The following is a 17979-nucleotide window of genomic DNA, read 5'->3' on the forward strand; positions in this document are numbered from 1 at the left end:
TCTCTAGTATGCTGTTTATCACCAAAGCGAATTGAAGCCAATGTGGAAACACGTTGGCTTTTTTATATTTATCTAAAAATAAAGGGAGAATTTTATTTAATCTACTAATTCTTATTTTTAGTCATTAACTAAGTAATTAACTAAGTAATTAAATAATTTTTAATATTATTATTTAATTCTGAGTTTTTGTATTATTTGAATGATACCACTTAGTTGACTATAAAAAAATTAAATTTAATTTTCCTTATTGCAATATTTTAATGCTAATAAGGAAATTAGATTATGACAAATATGAGTCATGTGGATTCAATGACTGTAATAGGAACTCGATTACCTGTTGAGGATAATACCGCTTTATATTTTGGTGATGGATATTATGAAGGATATAATAGTTGTCTTGAAAGTTATAGACATGACGTTTCACCTGAATGGTATCACGCTCTAAATGATTTTATGGATTACATGTCATATTGTGAATACATGGCTACTCCTATAGATATTGAGTCTTTATTAGATAAAAATGGAAAGGTTGATTTATCATCAAAAGAAAATATTGAGACTAAAAAGGAAATAATTAAAGAGCATATCGAGAAACAAAAATTATTTTTGGAAAAAGTTGAAGGATTTAATGAATGGAAGTTTTTAAATAATCCAGAGAAATACCCTTTTGTACAAGAGATAATGATATCTGGCAGATTAATCAGCAAAGAGTATAAAATCTCAGCTGAGCTAGATAGCTTTTTAATTGGGTATAATGAGAATACCTATCTAGACAGTTTGAATGACAATTATAAATATGGAGATGGAGATGAAGAGATACTTGATAAGTCGGCAAGAGAAAGTATTACTTCTGTTAAATATTTACATAGCAGATTAATTAATGCCATTGATGTTAATACAGAGAATTTGAATAAACTCAACTTTACTCAAAGTAGTATATTTGCTATTCCGTCTCCGAATGTTCCTACATTACCTCATGGTGTTGGTTCAAACTCACAAGTAACACAAACAGCAGATAGCAGTATTGCAAAAGGTATCGAAAAGGCATTAGGTAATATTCGTGATGGCCTAGCGGAAACGTTTGATTGCTCTTTTGGTATGAGCTGCTCAAATGATTTAGATAAAGCAGCAAAAAATCCAAATGTTGGGAAACCTCATACTGGTGGCGACCAAATACCTGAGCAAGGGCGGACGGATACTGGCGGAGATCAAATACCTGAACATATAGATAATACGCATATAACCCCACTGCCTAATCAGATTACAGTAGAAGATATTGCCTATTTATCTGAAAACAAAAATAATATTAAAAATAAATGGCATCAGGGTAGTTTTAACTCTCCTGACGAATCATTACAGAAGCATTATGAAAAACATGGAAAAGAAGTTGGAGCGGGTAGTGTTGAGCAGTACAGAAACAAAGCTGAAGAATTTATCAAAAACTTAAAAGGTGCTAGAACAGTGAAAGTAAGAGGTGCGACTAATAATGTGACTCGTTATTATAAAAACGGGAAATATTTAGATAGAACATCCGAAGGAAAAATAATATCTTTTGGAAAACAATAATATAGAGGGATATGTTATGTGGCATGATTTAAATATTACAAAAGTGAGCTGTATAGAGAAAACAGTTGCTGAATTCACAGTTACTATGATCCCTATTTTGCCTTATGCCAAAATGAAGATAAAAATTTATGAAGATCAGTCGGGTTTTTTTACAGGTATGACGGATTTAGCAATAAAAAGAAAATTTGATGGTTGCCCCGAGTGCGCCATTGGACGTGGAAGTACCATTGAAAAAGCGTTAGAAGATACTATCCTCTATTTTAAAGAAATGTTGAGTCAAGATGGTTTTACTGAATTAACCGAAGATGATATTAGCTATACAGAGTGGTCTGATTTTTAAAAGTTTAAAGATCCCAGTTCGGTACTGGGATCTCTGCTAACAATTTTACTCATCCTCAGCTAACTGGATGATTAGCTGTCCGGTTTGGCTCGTGAGGGGTAGTGGCTACCTTAGGCAATATTCGGTATGGCTGCTGAGATTTACGAAGGTAGCATTACTGATTTACCAAACGCAAAAGCGAATTGAAGCCAATGTGGAAACACGTTGGCTTTTTTTGTTTTTGTGAATATAAACAATTAGTCACATGTTTCTGTTCTATTATTTATTAAAATCGATATTAATCATTTTATAAGTAATACGCTTTTAATTTTAAATGGCCGAATGTTTATTAATGATAACGGTTAGTTGACTATAAAAATATTAAATTCTAATTTCTTTATTCTATTTTTTATAACTAATAAGGAAGTTAGTTTATGGATGGTGTGACAGACCTAGGTACAATAACTGTATGGGGAACTCGATTACCTGTTGATAATAATACCGCTTTATATTTCGGTGATGGATATTATGAAGGATATAACAGTTATCTTGAAAGTTATAGACATGATATTTCACCTGAATGGTATCATTCCCTAAATGATTTTATGGATTACATGTCATATTGTGAATACATGGTTACTCCCATAGATATTGAGCCTTTATTAGACAAAAATGGAAAGGTTGATTTATCATCAAAAGAAAATATTGAAACAAAAAAGGGAATAATTAAAGAGCATATCGAGAAACAAAAATTATTTTTGGAAGAAGTTGAAGGATTTAATGAATGGAAATTTTTAAATAATCCAGAGAAATATCCTTTTGAACAAGAAATAATAATATCAGGCAGATTAATCAGAAAAGAGTATAAAACCTCAGCTGAGCTAGATAGCTTTTTAGTTGGATATAATGAGAATACCTATCTAGACAGTTTGAATGACAATTATAAATATGGAGATGGAGATGAAGAGATACTTGATAAGTCGGCAAGAGAAAGTATTGTTTCTGTTAAATATCTACATAGCAGATTAATTAATGCCATTGATGTTAATACAGAGAATTTGAATAAACTCAACTTTACTCAAAGTAGCATGTTTGCTATTCCCTCTCCGAATGTTCCTACATTACCTCATGGTGTTGGTTTAAATACGCAAGTCACACAAACGGCAAATAGCAACATTGCAAAAGGTATCGAAAATGCCTTAGGTAATATTCGTGATGGCCTAGCGGAAACGTTTGATTGCTCTTTTGGCATGAGTTGCTCAAATGATATAGATAAAGCAGCAAATAATTCAAATGTTGAGAAATTTCATACTGGTGGCGACCAAATACCTGAGCAAGGCCGGACGGATACAAGCGGAAACCAAATACCCGAACAAGGAAAAATTGATACGGGTGGAAACCAGCTTCCAGAACCGATCGAAAAACTGCCTGGAACATCTATTCCTGATACTCTATCTTTAGATAACCTCGCCTATTTAAACAAGATTACACAAGGTGAACATGCGGGAATCAGAAATAAAGAGGGGCGTCCAGTCAGTTCAGTCATTAATGATGTTCAAAAATCGAGGCCTTCAGATATCTTAATACAAGATGATGGTCGTTGGGTTGTAAAAGGTAATGACGGAAGAATACATCTAATTGAGCCTGATGGAGAAGTGGTCTCGTCATTTAAAAATAGTGATAAAAATACGGCTCAACGTACTAGAGATGGGCGATGGAATAGACCTAGTAATGAAAAACTAGATGAATTTAAAGAAAAATTTTCTGATTATGTGAGGTGGTAGGATGGATACATTAAAAATTAATTACATACCAGAAGCGGATGTAACTTTATTTGATATTCGTTTATCTGAATCGGAAATTGTAATTTATACAGATTGCTTAAATTACGTTTTAACTCATTTATCTGATGAGCAAATATATGAAAAAACGGAATGTTCAAATAAACAAGAGTTATCACATTACTTGACAGATCTAAAAAATTTAATGAAATCAATGGAACATAGAAGATACCTTCCTAATAGGTACAAAAATCTATAAAAAATAATGGCATAGTGGCTATTTAAAGAGCCACTATGCCAACAAATTTTAGTCTCTTACCTCAATCATTTTACTCGCTCTCAGCCAACCGGATGATCAACTGTCCGGCTTGGCGAGTGAGAGTATGTGGTTACTCACCTTAAACCCAAACTCACTCAATCACTTGCCGCTTAACGTGAGTTGTGGGCTGGGGTTTGGTTTACCTCGGTTGGGGGGAACCCATTGTATACTTTCTGGTTTTGACCACTGCTTCTTTAGCCGTCAGTGTTTTTACACTACAATCGTGCTTATTCTCAGCTGTGAGAGCATGGGACAAACATGTAACTAGGCCCGATGGCGTTTTTGAACCCTTAAATGATAATCCAGCACAAAAAAATGCTGCTGCCGAGAATTTCATCCGAGAAATCTTTAAAGATCCTAAAGTAGTTCGAAACGATTTAGGTGGTGGTGCATTTGAATATCGTTTGCCTAGTGAAAAAGGCGTTAGATATAATGCGGATGGCTCATTTAATACTGTGTTAGACCCAAAGAAGGCAATAAAATGAAAGATAATAAATTAGAACTATTTTTTTCAAGTCCAATGGAATATGAGAATCTAACGTTAGAGGTTCAATTAAATTGGGAGCGGGTTGCAGAAATTAATCAAGATAAAGGTGTAGATAATTTAGAAATTGAACTATTTGGTTCAGATTTATCCCACGGTTTTACAGCTAAAATGCCTTTAGATGATCTAATTTCAATATTGATTGAAGCCAGAGATACATTAAAGAAACAATGAATTTTTACTGAATGAGTAAAAATCCTTGCTCTACACAGGGATCTGAATTAACGGTCTTACTCGCTGTCAGCTAATGGGATGATTAGCTGTCCGGTTTGGCTCGTGAGGGGGAGTGGCTACCTTAGGGAATATTCGGTATGGCTGCTGAGATTTACGAAGGTAGCATTACTGATTTACCAAACGCAAAAGCGAAAAAGAAAAAATAATTTTCTTTAATCGCATAGATAAATAGTATCTCTAGTATGCTGTTTATCACTAAAGCGAATTGAAGCCAATGTGGAAACTCATTGGCTTTTTTTGTTTTTGTGAATATAAACAATTAGTCACATGTTTCTGTTCTATTATTGATTAAAATAGATATTAATCATTTTATAAGTAATACGCTTTTAATTTTAAATGGTCGAATCTTTATTAATGATAACGGTTAGTTGACTATAAAAATATTAAATTCTAATTTCTTTATTCTGTTTTTTATAACTAATAAGGAAGTTAGTTTATGGATGGTGTGACAGACCTAGGTACAATAACGGTATGGGGAAGTAACCCTAGACCGCATTTCAATGATTGTTTTAATAATTATGATAATGCTCATGAAGATATTGATTTAACTGGGAGGTATGAAAAATTAAAAAGTATTTTACATGAAAATCTTTATGATAATATAAAACTAGCTGATATCCATGATGATGTTAATAATCACAAAATCGATGCTTTTCAAGATTATTCTACTACAATTAAAAATGATTTAAAATCTAAACAAATATCAATTGAAAATAATTTAATTACCTTAAGAAAGGATATTGCGGAGATTGAAAAATCGCCTGGCTGGAAATTTATCATTGATCCACAAAAATATCCTTGTACATACAAATGGCATTTTCAATCTTCAGACTCCTCAAATTTAAAAATTTCAGCAATCTTTAAATTTCGCACAATTGAAGATAGGGACAGGCTCCTCGCAGAGGATTTTGACGATAATATACCCGGTATACCGAGATTTCCTTTTGATAATATAGATCTATATATAGATGCGGTTAATAAGCGAGCTGACCGTGATGCTAGAAATCAATTGCTCGAAATTAAGAGACAACATAAAAGTATCACGGATAAAATTCAGTTTAATTTAAATGAATTAAATAAGCTGAAAATAGCCCAAAGTAGTGTATTTGCCGTTCCCACACCGAATGTTCCTACATTATCTCATGGCGTTGGTTTAAATACGCAAGCTACACAAACGGCAAACAGCAACATAGTCAAAGGTGTCGAAAATACCTTAGGTAATATTCGCGATGGCCTAGCTGAAACGTTTGATTGCTCTTTTGGCATGAGTTGCTCAAATGATATAGATAAAGCAGCAAAAAATCCAAATATGGGAATGGAGTTATCTAATTCAGAAAAAGCAAAATTAGGTGGTAGTACTTCTGGTACACCGGATGGTTGGGAGCCAGAGGATGAGGAACATGCTCGCCATAAGGAACAGCAACAAAAGAATTTTGAAGAATTAGCGAGGGTTTATGATAAAGACTCGCCTTCTCAGACTATAACTATTGACGGTCAAACAATTAAACAAGGTGTAGGAGGAAATCGTTATTCAACGAGGATTTATGATAGTCAAAACTTAACAGACCAACAGATATATAATTATGCTGAACAATTAGCTGCTCAACCCCTAACTAAGGTAAAAGATGGTATTTATACTGCCAAACTAACTGATGGTACAATGATAACCCTTAGGAGCGTATCTAGCTCGGCAGAACAAACAGGTGCTCGCTGGACAGTCCAAATAAGAAATAATCCAACTTTACGCCAAGTAGAGAACGGTCTTGGAAGAAACGCAGAGATCAAGTTTAGGTAATAAATAAGATGATATCAAATATTGAATATAAAACTATTGCTGAATACGCTGAAACCCAAGCCCTTGATGGGTTATGGGCGTATCTCACGCCAGATATGCTTCCTTCGCTCCATGCTATGTATGATAATTTTCCTTTTCAGGAAAGGAAAAAAATATTTTTTTGGTTCTTAGACAAGTTACTACGTGATGGAAAGTTAAAATTAGCTAAGTATGGTAAATTTTTAAGTGGTTCAATAGATGAACAATTACAGTGCTTCTATACTGCATTTCCAGAAACAGAAGAGCAATTAATTGATCAGTTTTGGTTTTTTGATGAAGAATGCCCTGGCGGAGCCGTTTGGATACTTAAAGATGGGACAGTAGAATGGACGTAGAACCATCAAGGGCAGATTCTATCTATGGAATGTTTAATTCCAGAACGGCTCCAAGCGAGCATTGATGAGTTAATACAGAAAAGCATCACCGTAATTTCACAAAGTGAAACCTTTGGGCGGCTGGTTGATAGAGAAATTAAAGTCGTGGAAGGCTAGTTTTGAGGCTGCAATTAACAGGTTATCCTCTAATATGGAAAAAGTTGTGCATTTTGATGAAATTATTAGTGATGCAAAAGGGCTATGGCTATCAGGGTTGTTTGGTTCAATCGTTGGTTGGAATCCAAACAAATCTTTCTATGAACATAGGATTATATTTTTCTCTATGATAAAAGCGTTATTAGATGAGCAAGTAATTAAATTTTGTTCTCCAGATGACCCTTTAGGTAGAGTTGTTCCGTATTGGAATGCTAATAGTCAAGAAATTGTTAATTATCTTGAACAGCACTGGCCTGAAAATGCTAAAGCAAAAGATGATGACGACTTGAACTTCTATTTTTATGAAATGCCAGCGATTTTATGGAAAGATGAATCTGGAAAATATATGGGATCCTAAATTTTCTATCTGAGCTGGTTTAAGTTCGTTCCTCTCATATACAAAGAATTGCTTAATTATCCAGATAATCAACTGCCTGTAAGGCATCTTTAATTTATTTAAACTGAATAGCCACCGACTTGATAGACACCTTTAAGTTAGACGATATAGCTCTTCTTTCAGAAAAACCACAGGTACCTAAACCGGGAATTAGTGGTAAAGAAGGAGCTAAAGATGTACCTAGTTGGGCTAAAGGAGAAAAACTATTAGTGGGTGAAAATGGCAATAAATTTGCCGAAAGGTTACTAGATGCTAAATACGGAAAAGGTAATTCATTGGAATTTATTCAAGTTTTGAACTTGCTCAAAAGGCTCAAGACAAGGTATCTAATCAACCTGGATTCATAGATTACCCTGATGGGTTTAGTATTAGTGAAGAAGTTCTAGATAGAGATGGTTGGGTTGATGGTTTTGTAGTTTAAAGTAATTAAAGAGAGAGTCCAGTTCTGTGCAGGGATCTCCTTAGCCGCTTTACTCCCCCTCAGCTAGCCGTATAATCAACAGTCTGGAGGGGGAGTGGCTACCTTAGGCAATACGTGATGGCCTAGCGGAAACGTTTGATTGCTCTTTTGGTATGAGCTGCTCAAATGATTTAGATAAAGCAGCCACAAATCCAAATGTTGGAAAAGAGTTATCAAATTCAGATAAAGTAGAGGTAGGGGGCTCTAAGGCAGGAGGACCGGAGGGGTGGGAACCTGATGAGTTCTCTATAAAAAATAATGGTCTTCCTTCTAAAGAAGAACTAAAGCAAGCAGCATCAGAAATCAATCGCAATGGTTTAACAAATGCCGGCAGATCGCTCCAAAAGCATGGAGGTAGGGAAGGATCTGCATACTCATATTCCAACCAAAAAGCTTCAGTATTGAATCAGGAAGCTAGAGCATTAATCGATGAAATATTAGATAATCCAAATGTAATAATAAGACCTAGAACTATTTATGAAAATAGGAAAAGAATTGAAGTGATTGATGCTAAATCACCTGATGGTCGGGTATTAAGATTTAGTATAGACGGTAAGAAATTTATTGGTTTTAGAGAGCCATAATGTTTGTAAATGATTGATGGGGGGATTTTATGTTGGAATACAGTGTTGGAAGTTCTTTAAGCCGAGATGATTTATATGCTGAGCTTTCCTTTAATGATGTTCAGTGGGGGGAAATTTCACTGTCTGAAGATAAAAAAGAGGTAAAAATTATTATTTATCCTGACTCGGATTTTTTAGAATTTAATTACAGTGAATTTTTATTATTGATAGAGAAAGCTAAAGATCATCTTTTACGTTTAGAACCTTTAGTTTAATTTCCGCATAAGCAGGTTGGTTCCTCCATTTTTTTGCGTGGGGGAACCAAAGTGGCAGAGTCATTAATGTGAAAATCAAACGTGGTTGGAGTAATAGGTGACTAGACTTAATTATAGTATTAGTGATAAACAGACTAGCAAATTTATAAGCTTATTAACGTTAGGTGTATTAACTGCATTAGATAAAAATTTGATATCGATTGATGAGGCAGAAGGATTTGTTTTCAAACCTTATTTGGCTAAATTCCTCGAGCAAATAGATTCTGATGAAAAATTAATAGAGATAATTAACCTAGGTTGCGAGTTGGAGGATGTTGAATGTTTAATTCCAGAACAACTTCAAGCTAGTATTGAGGAGTTAATACAGAAAACCATCACAGTAATTTCACAAAATGAAGATTTTGATCGGTTAATTGATAAAGAAATTAATATTGTTGATGACTAATTAAATGTTTAGAAAAAAATTAAAATACTTGATGAAAATATAAATATAAATATAAATATAAATATAAATATAAATATAAATATAAATATAAATATAAATATAAATTAGGGTTGGTCAAGGTTTAACTATGAAAATAGAACTGAGTCTACTGGAAGAGGCAATAGTAGCCATTTTCAAAGAAATGAAAGTACAGGGAATGGATAATATAGACTTAGATGCAGATTTTTATTGGAATGTGCCTTCTGAATCTATTTATGATATTTACAATGAGCCTACTCAGTTAGATATTGGGCAGTTAGAAGCTGATTATGAGATGCTATGTAAAGCTAAAGAAAATGAATTACTTATAAAGTATAACTTAAAAAATATATCAGCCATTCTTCGTTATTTATCAGAAAAACACGCAATATGATCTGACTTGATGATACTAAAGGTGTAAGCAAACGCTGGTTTGGCTATTGCTTACACCTTATCTACATCTACTAACTTTCAATCATGCGTGTAAGCTAAAACAAAATAATAGATATCAATAAGAAATCGCTATGCAACTAAAACCCTCTGCAATTTTAATTCATGTACCTGATGTTCAAGCGGGTTTGGCTTGGTATCAGCAAGCTTTTCCACAAGCAAAGGCAGAATACTTGCCTGAATTTGATTTCACCTTACTGCATGTCGGAGACTTCACGATAGAAGTGGTGCAAGCGGATGAAAAAGTCAGTGAGGGTAAAAAAGGGACTGTATTGTATTGGCAAGTCGATGATTTTGATTTGGCTTTTGAGCATTTCACTCAACTAGGGGCAAAACTGTATCGCGGGCCAATGTTAATAGATGGTAACAATCGAATGTGCCAACTTGAAGACCCATTTGGCAATTTAATTGGTTTAAAAGGGCAGTAAAATCCATTAAAACATTTAAAGAAATTAAAACCAATCGCAATGATTTACCTTATCAATTAGTAATATAAATAAAATTGCGATAAAAAATATAATTTGTGATAGCTGATGAAAAAAGGCACTAATTAGGGTGCTTTAAATTTTAAAATGCATTATAAAAAGTATGGTTTTTTCGGCGTTTTACGATGATTAATAGTATCTTAAGCTGAAAAATAGCCAGTAATGAAGTGTTAAGGCGTAAAGTTAGTAGTTAAATGTTGCTTTCTTGTGAATGAATTAACATTACGTTTAAATTCTGCTATGCTGATCGCCCGAAGCTGGGCATAATTTTACCGCCATTGAGATTATGCGAGCAAATTCCTCTGACCTGGCACCGGATGATAATTTTGTCAGTATGGTGCAGAGAGCCGGGTATATAAATAACAAAGAAGCGAGGAGAACGTCGTGCTAGAAGAATACCGTAAGCACGTAGCCGAGCGTGCCGCTCAAGGGATTGTCCCTAAGCCATTAGATGCGTCACAAGTAGCTGCACTGGTAGAGTTACTCAAAAACCCACCCAAAGGTGAAGAAGATTTCCTGTTAGACCTGCTGACCAACCGCGTCCCCCCTGGTGTTGATGAAGCAGCGTACGTAAAAGCTGGATTTTTAGCCGCGATAGCTAAAGGCGAAACTTCCTCTTCTCTTATCTCCCCTGAAAAAGCCATTGAACTGTTAGGTACTATGCAGGGTGGATATAACATTCACGCACTAATTGAAGCGTTGGATGATGAAAAACTGGCGCCAATCGCCGCTAAAGCACTTTCTCACACCTTACTGATGTTTGATAACTTCTACGACGTAGAAGAAAAAGCGAAAGCGGGAAATATTCACGCTAAACAAGTTATTGAATCATGGGCAGATGCTGAGTGGTTCAAAGAGCGTCCTGCGTTAGCTGAAAAAATGACCGTAACTGTGTTCAAAGTTACGGGTGAAACTAACACAGATGACTTATCGCCAGCGCCTGATGCATGGTCACGTCCTGATATCCCATTACACGCATTAGCAATGCTGAAAAACGCACGTGATGGTATTGAACCAGACGATGCGGGTAATGTTGGTCCAATCAAGCAAATTGATGCATTAAATAAAAAAGGCTTCCCATTAGCTTACGTGGGTGACGTCGTCGGTACCGGTTCTTCTCGTAAATCAGCGACTAACTCCGTGCTGTGGTTTATGGGGGACGATATCCCATTTGTACCAAATAAACGTGGCGGTGGGGTGGTATTAGGCGGCAAAATTGCACCAATCTTCTTTAATACGATGGAAGATGCGGGCGCATTACCGATTGAAGTGGATGTTTCTAAACTGAATATGGGCGATGTGATCGACATCTATCCATTTAAAGGTGAAGTTCGTAACCACGAAACCGGTGAACTACTAGAAACATTTGAATTAAAAACAGATGTGCTGATTGACGAAGTCCGTGCAGGTGGTCGTATTCCACTGATTATCGGCCGTGGTTTAACCAATAAAGCACGTGAATCACTGGGCTTAGAAGCGACAGATGTATTCCGTCACGCGAAATCCGTTGCACAAAGCAACCGTGGTTTCTCATTAGCACAAAAAATGGTTGGTCGTGCTTGCGGTCGCCCAGGTATTCGCCCTGGCGAATATTGTGAGCCAAAAATGACCTCTGTAGGTTCACAAGATACAACCGGGCCGATGACCCGTGATGAACTGAAAGACCTAGCTTGCCTTGGTTTCTCAGCAGATTTAGTCATGCAGTCATTCTGCCATACAGCAGCGTATCCAAAACCTGTTGATGTGACAACACACCATACCTTACCTGATTTTATCATGAACCGTGGCGGTGTTTCTCTTCGTCCGGGAGATGGTATTATCCACTCATGGTTAAACCGTATGTTACTGCCAGATACCGTTGGTACAGGTGGTGACTCACATACGCGTTTCCCAATTGGTATTTCATTCCCTGCGGGTTCAGGTTTAGTCGCATTTGCTGCGGCGACAGGTGTTATGCCACTGGATATGCCTGAGTCAGTATTGGTTCGCTTTAAAGGTGAAATGCAGCCGGGTATCACTTTACGTGACCTCGTTCATGCAATTCCACTATATGCAATCAAAGACGGCCTATTGACCGTAGAGAAAAAAGGTAAGAAAAACATTTTCTCTGGCCGTATCTTAGAAATTGAAGGCTTACCTGAGCTGAAAGTCGAACAAGCGTTTGAATTAGCGGATGCGTCAGCAGAGCGTTCAGCGGCGGGTTGTACTATCAAATTAGATAAAGCGCCAATTATCGAATACCTGCAATCGAATATCGTTCTATTAAAATGGATGATAGCAGAAGGCTATGGTGATCGTCGTACTATTGAACGCCGTATCAAAGGGATGGAAAACTGGTTAGCGGATCCACAACTGCTGGAAGGTGATGCAGATGCGGAATACGCGGCAGTGATTGAAATTGACCTCAATGATATCAAAGAGCCAATTCTGTGTGCACCAAATGACCCAGATGATGCACGTTTATTGTCTGATGTGCAAAACGAGAAAATTGATGAGGTCTTCATCGGTTCTTGTATGACAAACATTGGCCACTTCCGTGCAGCAGGTAAGTTATTGGATTCTCATAAAGGCCAATTACCAACACGTTTATGGGTTGCGCCTCCAACTAAGATGGACGCAGCACAGTTAACCGAAGAAGGTTATTACAGCGTATTTGGCAAGAGTGGTGCGCGCATTGAAGTCCCAGGTTGTTCTCTGTGTATGGGTAACCAAGCACGTGTAGCTGATGGGGCGACAGTCGTTTCCACTTCAACGCGTAACTTCCCTAACCGTTTAGGAACAGGTGCAAATGTTTACCTCGCATCAGCAGAGCTGGCAGCGGTAGCTTCTTTGTTAGGTCGTTTACCAACGCCAGCAGAATATCTGCAGTTTATGGATAAGGTTGATGAAACAGCGGCGGATACATACCGTTACCTGAACTTTGACCAGTTATCACAATATACCGAAAAAGCGGATGGCGTGATTTTCCAAACAGCGGTGTAATAAGGTAATATTAATAACGGAGGCTCCTAATGTTAGGGGCCTTTTTTAATTGGGTGTGTTCGCTAAATATATTCAGAAATTTCGATTAAATTTAAATCGACATCACGTAAGTAAATAGATCTAATTGCTCCAGTTGCACCAGTCCGATTAACTGGCCCTTCGATAATTTTTACACCTTGTTGTTCAATATGCTTTTGCACATCACACAGCGGTATATCACTAATAAAACATAAATCGAGCGCATCTGGTACAGGCAAGTGGGCTTTGGGTTCAAATTCTTTTCCATATTGGTGGATATTGATTTTTTGCTGCCCAAAACATAACGCATAACGCTGTTCACCAAAGGTAATAACTTCCATTTTTAACACCCGTTGGTAAAAGTCAATGCAGGCATCAAGGTTAGTTGTGGTTAGCACTATATGGTCTAAGCGATCGATCATTAGAGCTCCTATTGTTTTAATTATGACTATTTTAATTATTTTCTTATTTAATATTAAGTGAATTACGTGGCTTATGTGTTGAAATCGGTGCTTTACTCAATTTTATTTTTTCTGTTGGTAATACCTCTCAACAAAGCGGTTTGACTCACGTTATACTAGGTTCAATAACGCAAGAGTAGAGGGACTGCATATGGACTACCAATTTTTCCAAGATATCACCGGAGCTATCTCCGCTAAATTCTCGATGGATCATGAGGCTATTGGATATTGGCTTAATGAAGAGGTTAAAAATAACCTTAGTCTGTTAGATGCTATTGAAGAAAACTATGAAAAAATCAAAGGAAGTGAAAAACAATGGGAGCTTATTGGCCACGAATATACATTGTTGCTTGATGATGAAGAAGTGATGATCCGCGCCAACCAATTATCATTTGAAACTGAAGGGTTGGAAGAAGGAATGAGTTATTATGATAATGAAAGTGTTGCATTTTGCGGCACTGATGACTTCTTATTAATGCTAAAAGATTATCGAATTTTTGTTATAGAAAATAGATAAAATAATTTTATTTAGTGATTTGTTTTGTGTTTTAATGAATCATCGCTATTATTTGCAATGTACGGCCAGCCATTAAACGTTTCGTTAAAGATTTATTGGTTGGGGTTAATATTGATAATTGGATCCTAAAGGGCATATATATATGAATACTGATGATGTTACAGGCGCGTTGAATGATGCAACGAATTGGTTTGTGGCGAACCAAGATCTGTTAGTTCAGTATGCTGTGAATATCGTGTCTGCTATCGTTATCTTGATTGTCGGGATGATGATTGCAAAATGGGTCGGGCGTGGTTTACATCGCGTGATGACCATGAAAGGCATTGATTCAACAGTGAGTGACTTTTTATCAGCGATAGCGCGCTATACCATTGTTGCATTCACCTTAATTGCTGTATTAGGGAAAGTTGGCGTACAAACAGCCTCTGTGATTGCGGTAATGGGGGCGGCCGGTTTAGCTGTTGGCTTAGCATTACAAAACTCGCTGGGTAACTTTGCCGCAGGTGTGTTGCTGGTGGTATTTAGGCCACTAAAAGCGGGGGAGTATGTCTCAATCGGTGCTGTTGAAGGTACAGTGCAAAATGTACAAATATTTTCAACTACGCTAAGAACCGCAGATGACCGTATTATTGTTATTCCTAATGGAAAGATCATTGCCGATAACATTATTAATACCAGTCGTGAGCCTAACCGTCGTCAAGATATTATTGTAGGTGTTGCTTACGATTCTGATATTGATGTGGTGAAAAAAGTATTAGGTGATATCGTCGCCGCAGATAGCCGTATTCAGCATGCTAAAGGCGTTACTATCCGTTTACATGATATGGCACCATCGTCATTAAATTATTTAGTGCGTTTTTGGACCACCAATGGTGATGCATGGCCTGTGTATTGGGACTTGCTAGAAGAGTTTAAGCGAGCATTGGATAAACATAATATTGGTATCCCATTCCCACAAATGGACGTTCATGTTCATAAACAAAATGCGCCTATCAAGCAAGATGCTGCAGAGTAATATTTAGAAAGTCATATTCAGCAGTTTCACTGAAAATAAGAGCCTGTCTTCGATGGGCTCTTATTCATTTCTCACTCCTATATTTTTCTTACCGAACCGTTTTTAGTTATAAGTCATACTTATGACCTATTAGACTTAATCATTTCCACTAATAATTTTTTCTCGTTAATATCCATGCATATTAATTGAATAAAAAGTTGGGATTAATGCATGTTTTCGATATATTTACAGGGTGCACTGTTGGGTGCAGCAATGATATTACCTTTAGGGCCGCAGAATGCTTTTGTCTTACAACAAGGAAGCCGAAAGCAGTTTCATTTAATGAGTGCATTATTATGCGCTTTAAGTGATACCGTTTTAATTATCGCAGGTGTTTTTGGTGGGAGCGCTTTATTAAGCCAGTCTGAAATATTAATGCAATTGATTACATGGGCAGGCGTAGCATTTCTTCTATGGTATGGCTATGGTGCGTTTCGGACAGCACTCAGCCCTGATGAGGTCATACTTCAAACAGAAAGCCGTGCTATCACAAGATGGAAAGTGATTGTCACATTATTTGCCGTCACTTGGCTGAATCCTCATGTTTATTTAGACACTTTCGTTGTATTGGGTAGTGTGGGAGGCCAATTAGAAAGCCAGCTGAGACCTTGGTTTACGGCTGGAGCATTAACGGCTTCTTTTGTTTGGTTTTTTGCGTTAGCGATACTTGCTGCTTGGTTTTCACCTGTGTTAAATAAACCGCGTTCACAGCGCATTATTAACATTTTTGTGGGGAGTGTGATGTGGTTTATTGCATTTCAACTTGCAATACAGGGGCTTAAGGGACTCGGTTTGATTTCTCAATAACAATATATCTTCAACAGACAAGCAATAAAGTTCAATTTCTCATTATTCTGACTGTACTTTTTGTTTCATGTGTTACTGTTAAATTGAGCTCAGGGATAGTTTATTACCAATTATCCCTTTTTTAGCGATAAATAATTGCCTTGGGAGGTTCTGTGAAATTAAAATCTTTAGTTTTAGCTGCGATGGTAGCAGGTGCTGCGGTTCCTACCATGTCATTGGCTGACCCGTTACCTAATGGTCCACACATTACGACTTCGGGTAATGGAATAGTGAAAGCGACACCCGATATGGCGACGCTGAATATTCAGGTGGAAGTGACTGCTAAAGATGCGGCGGCTGCGAAAGCTGGGGTCGATAAGCGAGTTGCGGAGTATTTTGAGTTTCTTAAGAAAAACGGTATTGAAAAAGAAGATATTAATGCAGCAAATGTGCGAACTCAGCCTAAATATGATTACAGTAGTGTGAAACAAAAATCAACCATCGAAGGCTACACGGCAACACGTTCTGTTGAAGTGAAAGTGAAGAAATTAGACCAACTTAATGTCTTGTTAGATGGTGCTTTAGCCGCAGGTCTCAATGAAATCAACTCAGTACAGTTTGGTGTGGCTAATCCGCAACAGTATCGTGATGAAGCACGGTCTCAAGCGATTAAAAATGCGACAGAACAAGCTAATCTCTTAGCGAAAGGCTTTAATGTTCAGTTAGGCCCAGTGTATAGCATTAACTATAATGCGCCAGCTGCGGTGCCATATCCAATGGCAACAAGAAATTATGGTGGGGCGATGAAAGCCTCTGTTGCTCAAGACCTCAAGATTGATGAGACTTATGAACAACAGAGTATTGATTTTAATGACCAAGTTGATGTGGTATTTGAATTAAAACGCTAGTTTTTTGCGGGTTCATCTTCTTGTTTTAACATCTGGCGCCCAGTTTTTAATAGGGCGTCAGTCACTTTTTTCATCGTACGGCTTTCAGGTGCGAAGCGGTGCCAATAAAGCATGCGTCGCTGACATAGCCCTGGCGTTAAATCAACCAACTCACCATTCGCTAATTCACTTGCTATCTGCAAATGTGGGATCATACAGCAGGTAGAACCTTGTTTCGCTAACTGTACAAAGGCCTCTGAGGAGTTCACGATATGGCATGGAACACTGCCGGGCGACAACCCAAAGTTTTGTTGCACAAAGGCTTGGTGCATATCGTCTAAATGGTCGAAAGCAACCGCAGGCGCTTTTAATAACGAAGAGCGAGTCACCCCATCGGGGAAATATTTCGCTGCAAAGCCAGGTGATGCGACAAAAATATAGTCCAGCGCGCCAAGTTTATCGACCAAGCAACCCGGTAAGGCTTGGGGTTGAATACTGATAGCGCCTACCACTTCACCACGTCTTAAACGTTCTTGAGTTCGAGTTTCATCTTCTACCTGAATATTTAGCCGAATAGGGCTGTTGCCTAATACAGGGTTTAGGGCTGGAAGAAACCAAGTTGCCAAGCTGTCGGCGTTGACGGCAAGTGAGAGCAATAAAGGGGTGGAGCCACTATTTTCATCACCTAACCATTGTTCTTCTAACAATTCGACTTGATGAAGCAATGCTAGCAGTTTTTGCCCTTGTTCAGTTGGGTGTGGCGGAACGGTACGCACAAGTAGTGGCTGCCCAAATAGGTTTTCTAACTGCTTTATACGTTGTGACACAGCAGATTGCGTGATGCAGAGCTTTTGAGCTGCGCGCTCAAAGCCGCGTTCACGGATAACGGCATCCAGTGCTTGTAATGCGCGATAGTCAGGGCGCTTCATCAAAAAGATCTCCTTGTTGTTATTCTACCAAGCACTATGCCATATTTTTACAAATAACACTTAAAAATATTATTGTTGTGGCCTAAATCCCAAGAACCGTGACATAAATACAGCGAACAAAGCTG

Annotated in this window: 23 protein-coding genes and 1 pseudogene; 22 read left to right on the top strand and 2 right to left on the bottom strand. The window is 37.4% G+C overall.

Translation table 11 applies throughout. From position 1 onward, the window contains the following. The first annotated feature begins 282 nt into the window (after positions 1-282). The 18 genes and pseudogenes from PZ638_RS06225 to acnB all read left to right on the top strand — a co-directional run bounded on the left by PZ638_RS06225 (position 283) and on the right by acnB (position 13202). Complete coding sequence (locus PZ638_RS06225) at positions 283-1566, top strand: hypothetical protein (RefSeq protein WP_272674074.1); 1284 nt, start codon at positions 283-285, stop codon at positions 1564-1566. A 16-nt stretch (positions 1567-1582) separates the two neighbouring features. Next, on the top strand, positions 1583-1906 hold the full coding sequence (locus PZ638_RS06230; RefSeq protein ID WP_144141005.1) for a hypothetical protein: 324 nt from the start codon (positions 1583-1585) through the stop codon (positions 1904-1906). A 413-nt stretch (positions 1907-2319) separates the two neighbouring features. After that, on the top strand, positions 2320-3669 hold the full coding sequence (locus PZ638_RS06235) for a hypothetical protein (RefSeq protein WP_226617328.1): 1350 nt from the start codon (positions 2320-2322) through the stop codon (positions 3667-3669). A 1-nt stretch (position 3670) separates the two neighbouring features. Continuing rightward, on the top strand, positions 3671-3925 hold the full coding sequence (locus PZ638_RS06240) for a hypothetical protein (RefSeq protein WP_094962978.1): 255 nt from the start codon (positions 3671-3673) through the stop codon (positions 3923-3925). Between the two features lie 194 nt (positions 3926-4119). Then, entirely contained in the window at positions 4120-4470 is a 351-nt protein-coding gene (locus PZ638_RS06245; protein ID WP_137018929.1) for a hypothetical protein, read from the top strand. Next, positions 4467-4703, top strand: a complete 237-nt coding sequence (locus tag PZ638_RS06250) for a hypothetical protein (RefSeq protein ID WP_004265618.1) — start codon at positions 4467-4469, stop codon at positions 4701-4703. The genes PZ638_RS06245 and PZ638_RS06250 overlap by 4 nt, the downstream gene beginning before the upstream one ends. A 134-nt stretch (positions 4704-4837) precedes the next feature. Continuing rightward, positions 4838-4909: pseudogene (locus tag PZ638_RS21260) on the top strand (dihydrolipoamide dehydrogenase); the annotation flags it as partial. 290 nt (positions 4910-5199) lie between these two features. Then, complete coding sequence (locus PZ638_RS06255) at positions 5200-6558, top strand: hypothetical protein (RefSeq protein WP_241098298.1); 1359 nt, start codon at positions 5200-5202, stop codon at positions 6556-6558. 8 nt (positions 6559-6566) lie between these two features. Next, the gene (locus PZ638_RS06260) at positions 6567-6932 is read left to right on the top strand and encodes a DUF596 domain-containing protein (RefSeq protein WP_094962980.1); all 366 of its coding nucleotides are present in this window, start codon (positions 6567-6569) and stop codon (positions 6930-6932) included. Positions 6933-6956: 24 nt separating this feature from the next. Beyond that, the gene (locus PZ638_RS06265; protein WP_255254425.1) at positions 6957-7088 is read left to right on the top strand and encodes a hypothetical protein; all 132 of its coding nucleotides are present in this window, start codon (positions 6957-6959) and stop codon (positions 7086-7088) included. 34 nt (positions 7089-7122) lie between these two features. Further along, positions 7123-7485 (top strand): hypothetical protein, encoded by a 363-nt coding sequence (locus PZ638_RS06270; protein ID WP_094962981.1) that lies wholly within the window; start codon positions 7123-7125, stop codon positions 7483-7485. 119 nt (positions 7486-7604) lie between these two features. After that, positions 7605-7871 (top strand): hypothetical protein, encoded by a 267-nt coding sequence (locus tag PZ638_RS06275; protein ID WP_094962982.1) that lies wholly within the window; start codon positions 7605-7607, stop codon positions 7869-7871. A gap of 226 nt (positions 7872-8097) precedes the next feature. Then, the gene (locus tag PZ638_RS06280; RefSeq protein WP_094962983.1) at positions 8098-8568 is read left to right on the top strand and encodes a hypothetical protein; all 471 of its coding nucleotides are present in this window, start codon (positions 8098-8100) and stop codon (positions 8566-8568) included. Positions 8569-8597: 29 nt separating this feature from the next. Next, positions 8598-8822: a hypothetical protein gene (locus tag PZ638_RS06285; protein ID WP_004261965.1), complete on the top strand. Its 225-nt coding sequence runs from the start codon at positions 8598-8600 to the stop codon at positions 8820-8822. A gap of 97 nt (positions 8823-8919) precedes the next feature. Next, positions 8920-9267 (top strand): DUF3969 family protein, encoded by a 348-nt coding sequence (locus PZ638_RS06290; RefSeq protein ID WP_094962984.1) that lies wholly within the window; start codon positions 8920-8922, stop codon positions 9265-9267. A gap of 127 nt (positions 9268-9394) precedes the next feature. Further along, positions 9395-9679: a hypothetical protein gene (locus PZ638_RS06295; RefSeq protein ID WP_094962985.1), complete on the top strand. Its 285-nt coding sequence runs from the start codon at positions 9395-9397 to the stop codon at positions 9677-9679. A 130-nt stretch (positions 9680-9809) separates the two neighbouring features. Continuing rightward, a complete protein-coding gene (locus tag PZ638_RS06300; protein ID WP_110592150.1) occupies positions 9810-10163 on the top strand; it encodes a VOC family protein in 354 nt (117 codons plus the stop codon). A gap of 441 nt (positions 10164-10604) precedes the next feature. After that, the gene (gene acnB / locus PZ638_RS06305; RefSeq protein ID WP_206277844.1) at positions 10605-13202 is read left to right on the top strand and encodes a bifunctional aconitate hydratase 2/2-methylisocitrate dehydratase; all 2598 of its coding nucleotides are present in this window, start codon (positions 10605-10607) and stop codon (positions 13200-13202) included. A gap of 62 nt (positions 13203-13264) precedes the next feature. On the opposite strand, the gene PZ638_RS06310 is transcribed toward acnB, so the two are convergent. Further along, positions 13265-13642 carry a VOC family protein gene (locus tag PZ638_RS06310; RefSeq protein ID WP_144141001.1) on the bottom strand — a complete coding sequence of 126 codons (378 nt, stop codon included), beginning with the start codon at positions 13640-13642 and terminating at the stop codon, positions 13265-13267. 190 nt (positions 13643-13832) lie between these two features. Here PZ638_RS06310 and PZ638_RS06315 point away from each other — a divergent pair, with 190 nt between their 5' ends. From PZ638_RS06315 to PZ638_RS06330, 4 genes are all read left to right on the top strand, one after another. Further along, positions 13833-14198 (top strand): YacL family protein, encoded by a 366-nt coding sequence (locus PZ638_RS06315; RefSeq protein WP_004261949.1) that lies wholly within the window; start codon positions 13833-13835, stop codon positions 14196-14198. 142 nt (positions 14199-14340) lie between these two features. Then, entirely contained in the window at positions 14341-15213 is an 873-nt protein-coding gene (mscS, locus tag PZ638_RS06320) for a small-conductance mechanosensitive channel MscS (protein ID WP_094962989.1), read from the top strand. A gap of 210 nt (positions 15214-15423) precedes the next feature. Then, positions 15424-16059 (top strand): arginine exporter ArgO, encoded by a 636-nt coding sequence (gene argO, locus PZ638_RS06325; RefSeq protein ID WP_164455301.1) that lies wholly within the window; start codon positions 15424-15426, stop codon positions 16057-16059. 152 nt (positions 16060-16211) lie between these two features. Then, complete coding sequence (locus tag PZ638_RS06330; RefSeq protein WP_144140997.1) at positions 16212-16946, top strand: oxidative stress defense protein; 735 nt, start codon at positions 16212-16214, stop codon at positions 16944-16946. On the opposite strand, the gene PZ638_RS06335 is transcribed toward PZ638_RS06330, so the two are convergent. Then, positions 16943-17854, bottom strand: a complete 912-nt coding sequence (locus tag PZ638_RS06335; RefSeq protein WP_004261934.1) for a LysR family transcriptional regulator ArgP — start codon at positions 17852-17854, stop codon at positions 16943-16945. The genes PZ638_RS06330 and PZ638_RS06335 overlap by 4 nt on opposite strands. Between the last annotated feature and the right edge of the window lie 125 nt (positions 17855-17979).

Source organism: Providencia hangzhouensis (genome assembly GCF_029193595.2).
Taxonomy (GTDB): domain Bacteria; phylum Pseudomonadota; class Gammaproteobacteria; order Enterobacterales; family Enterobacteriaceae; genus Providencia; species Providencia hangzhouensis.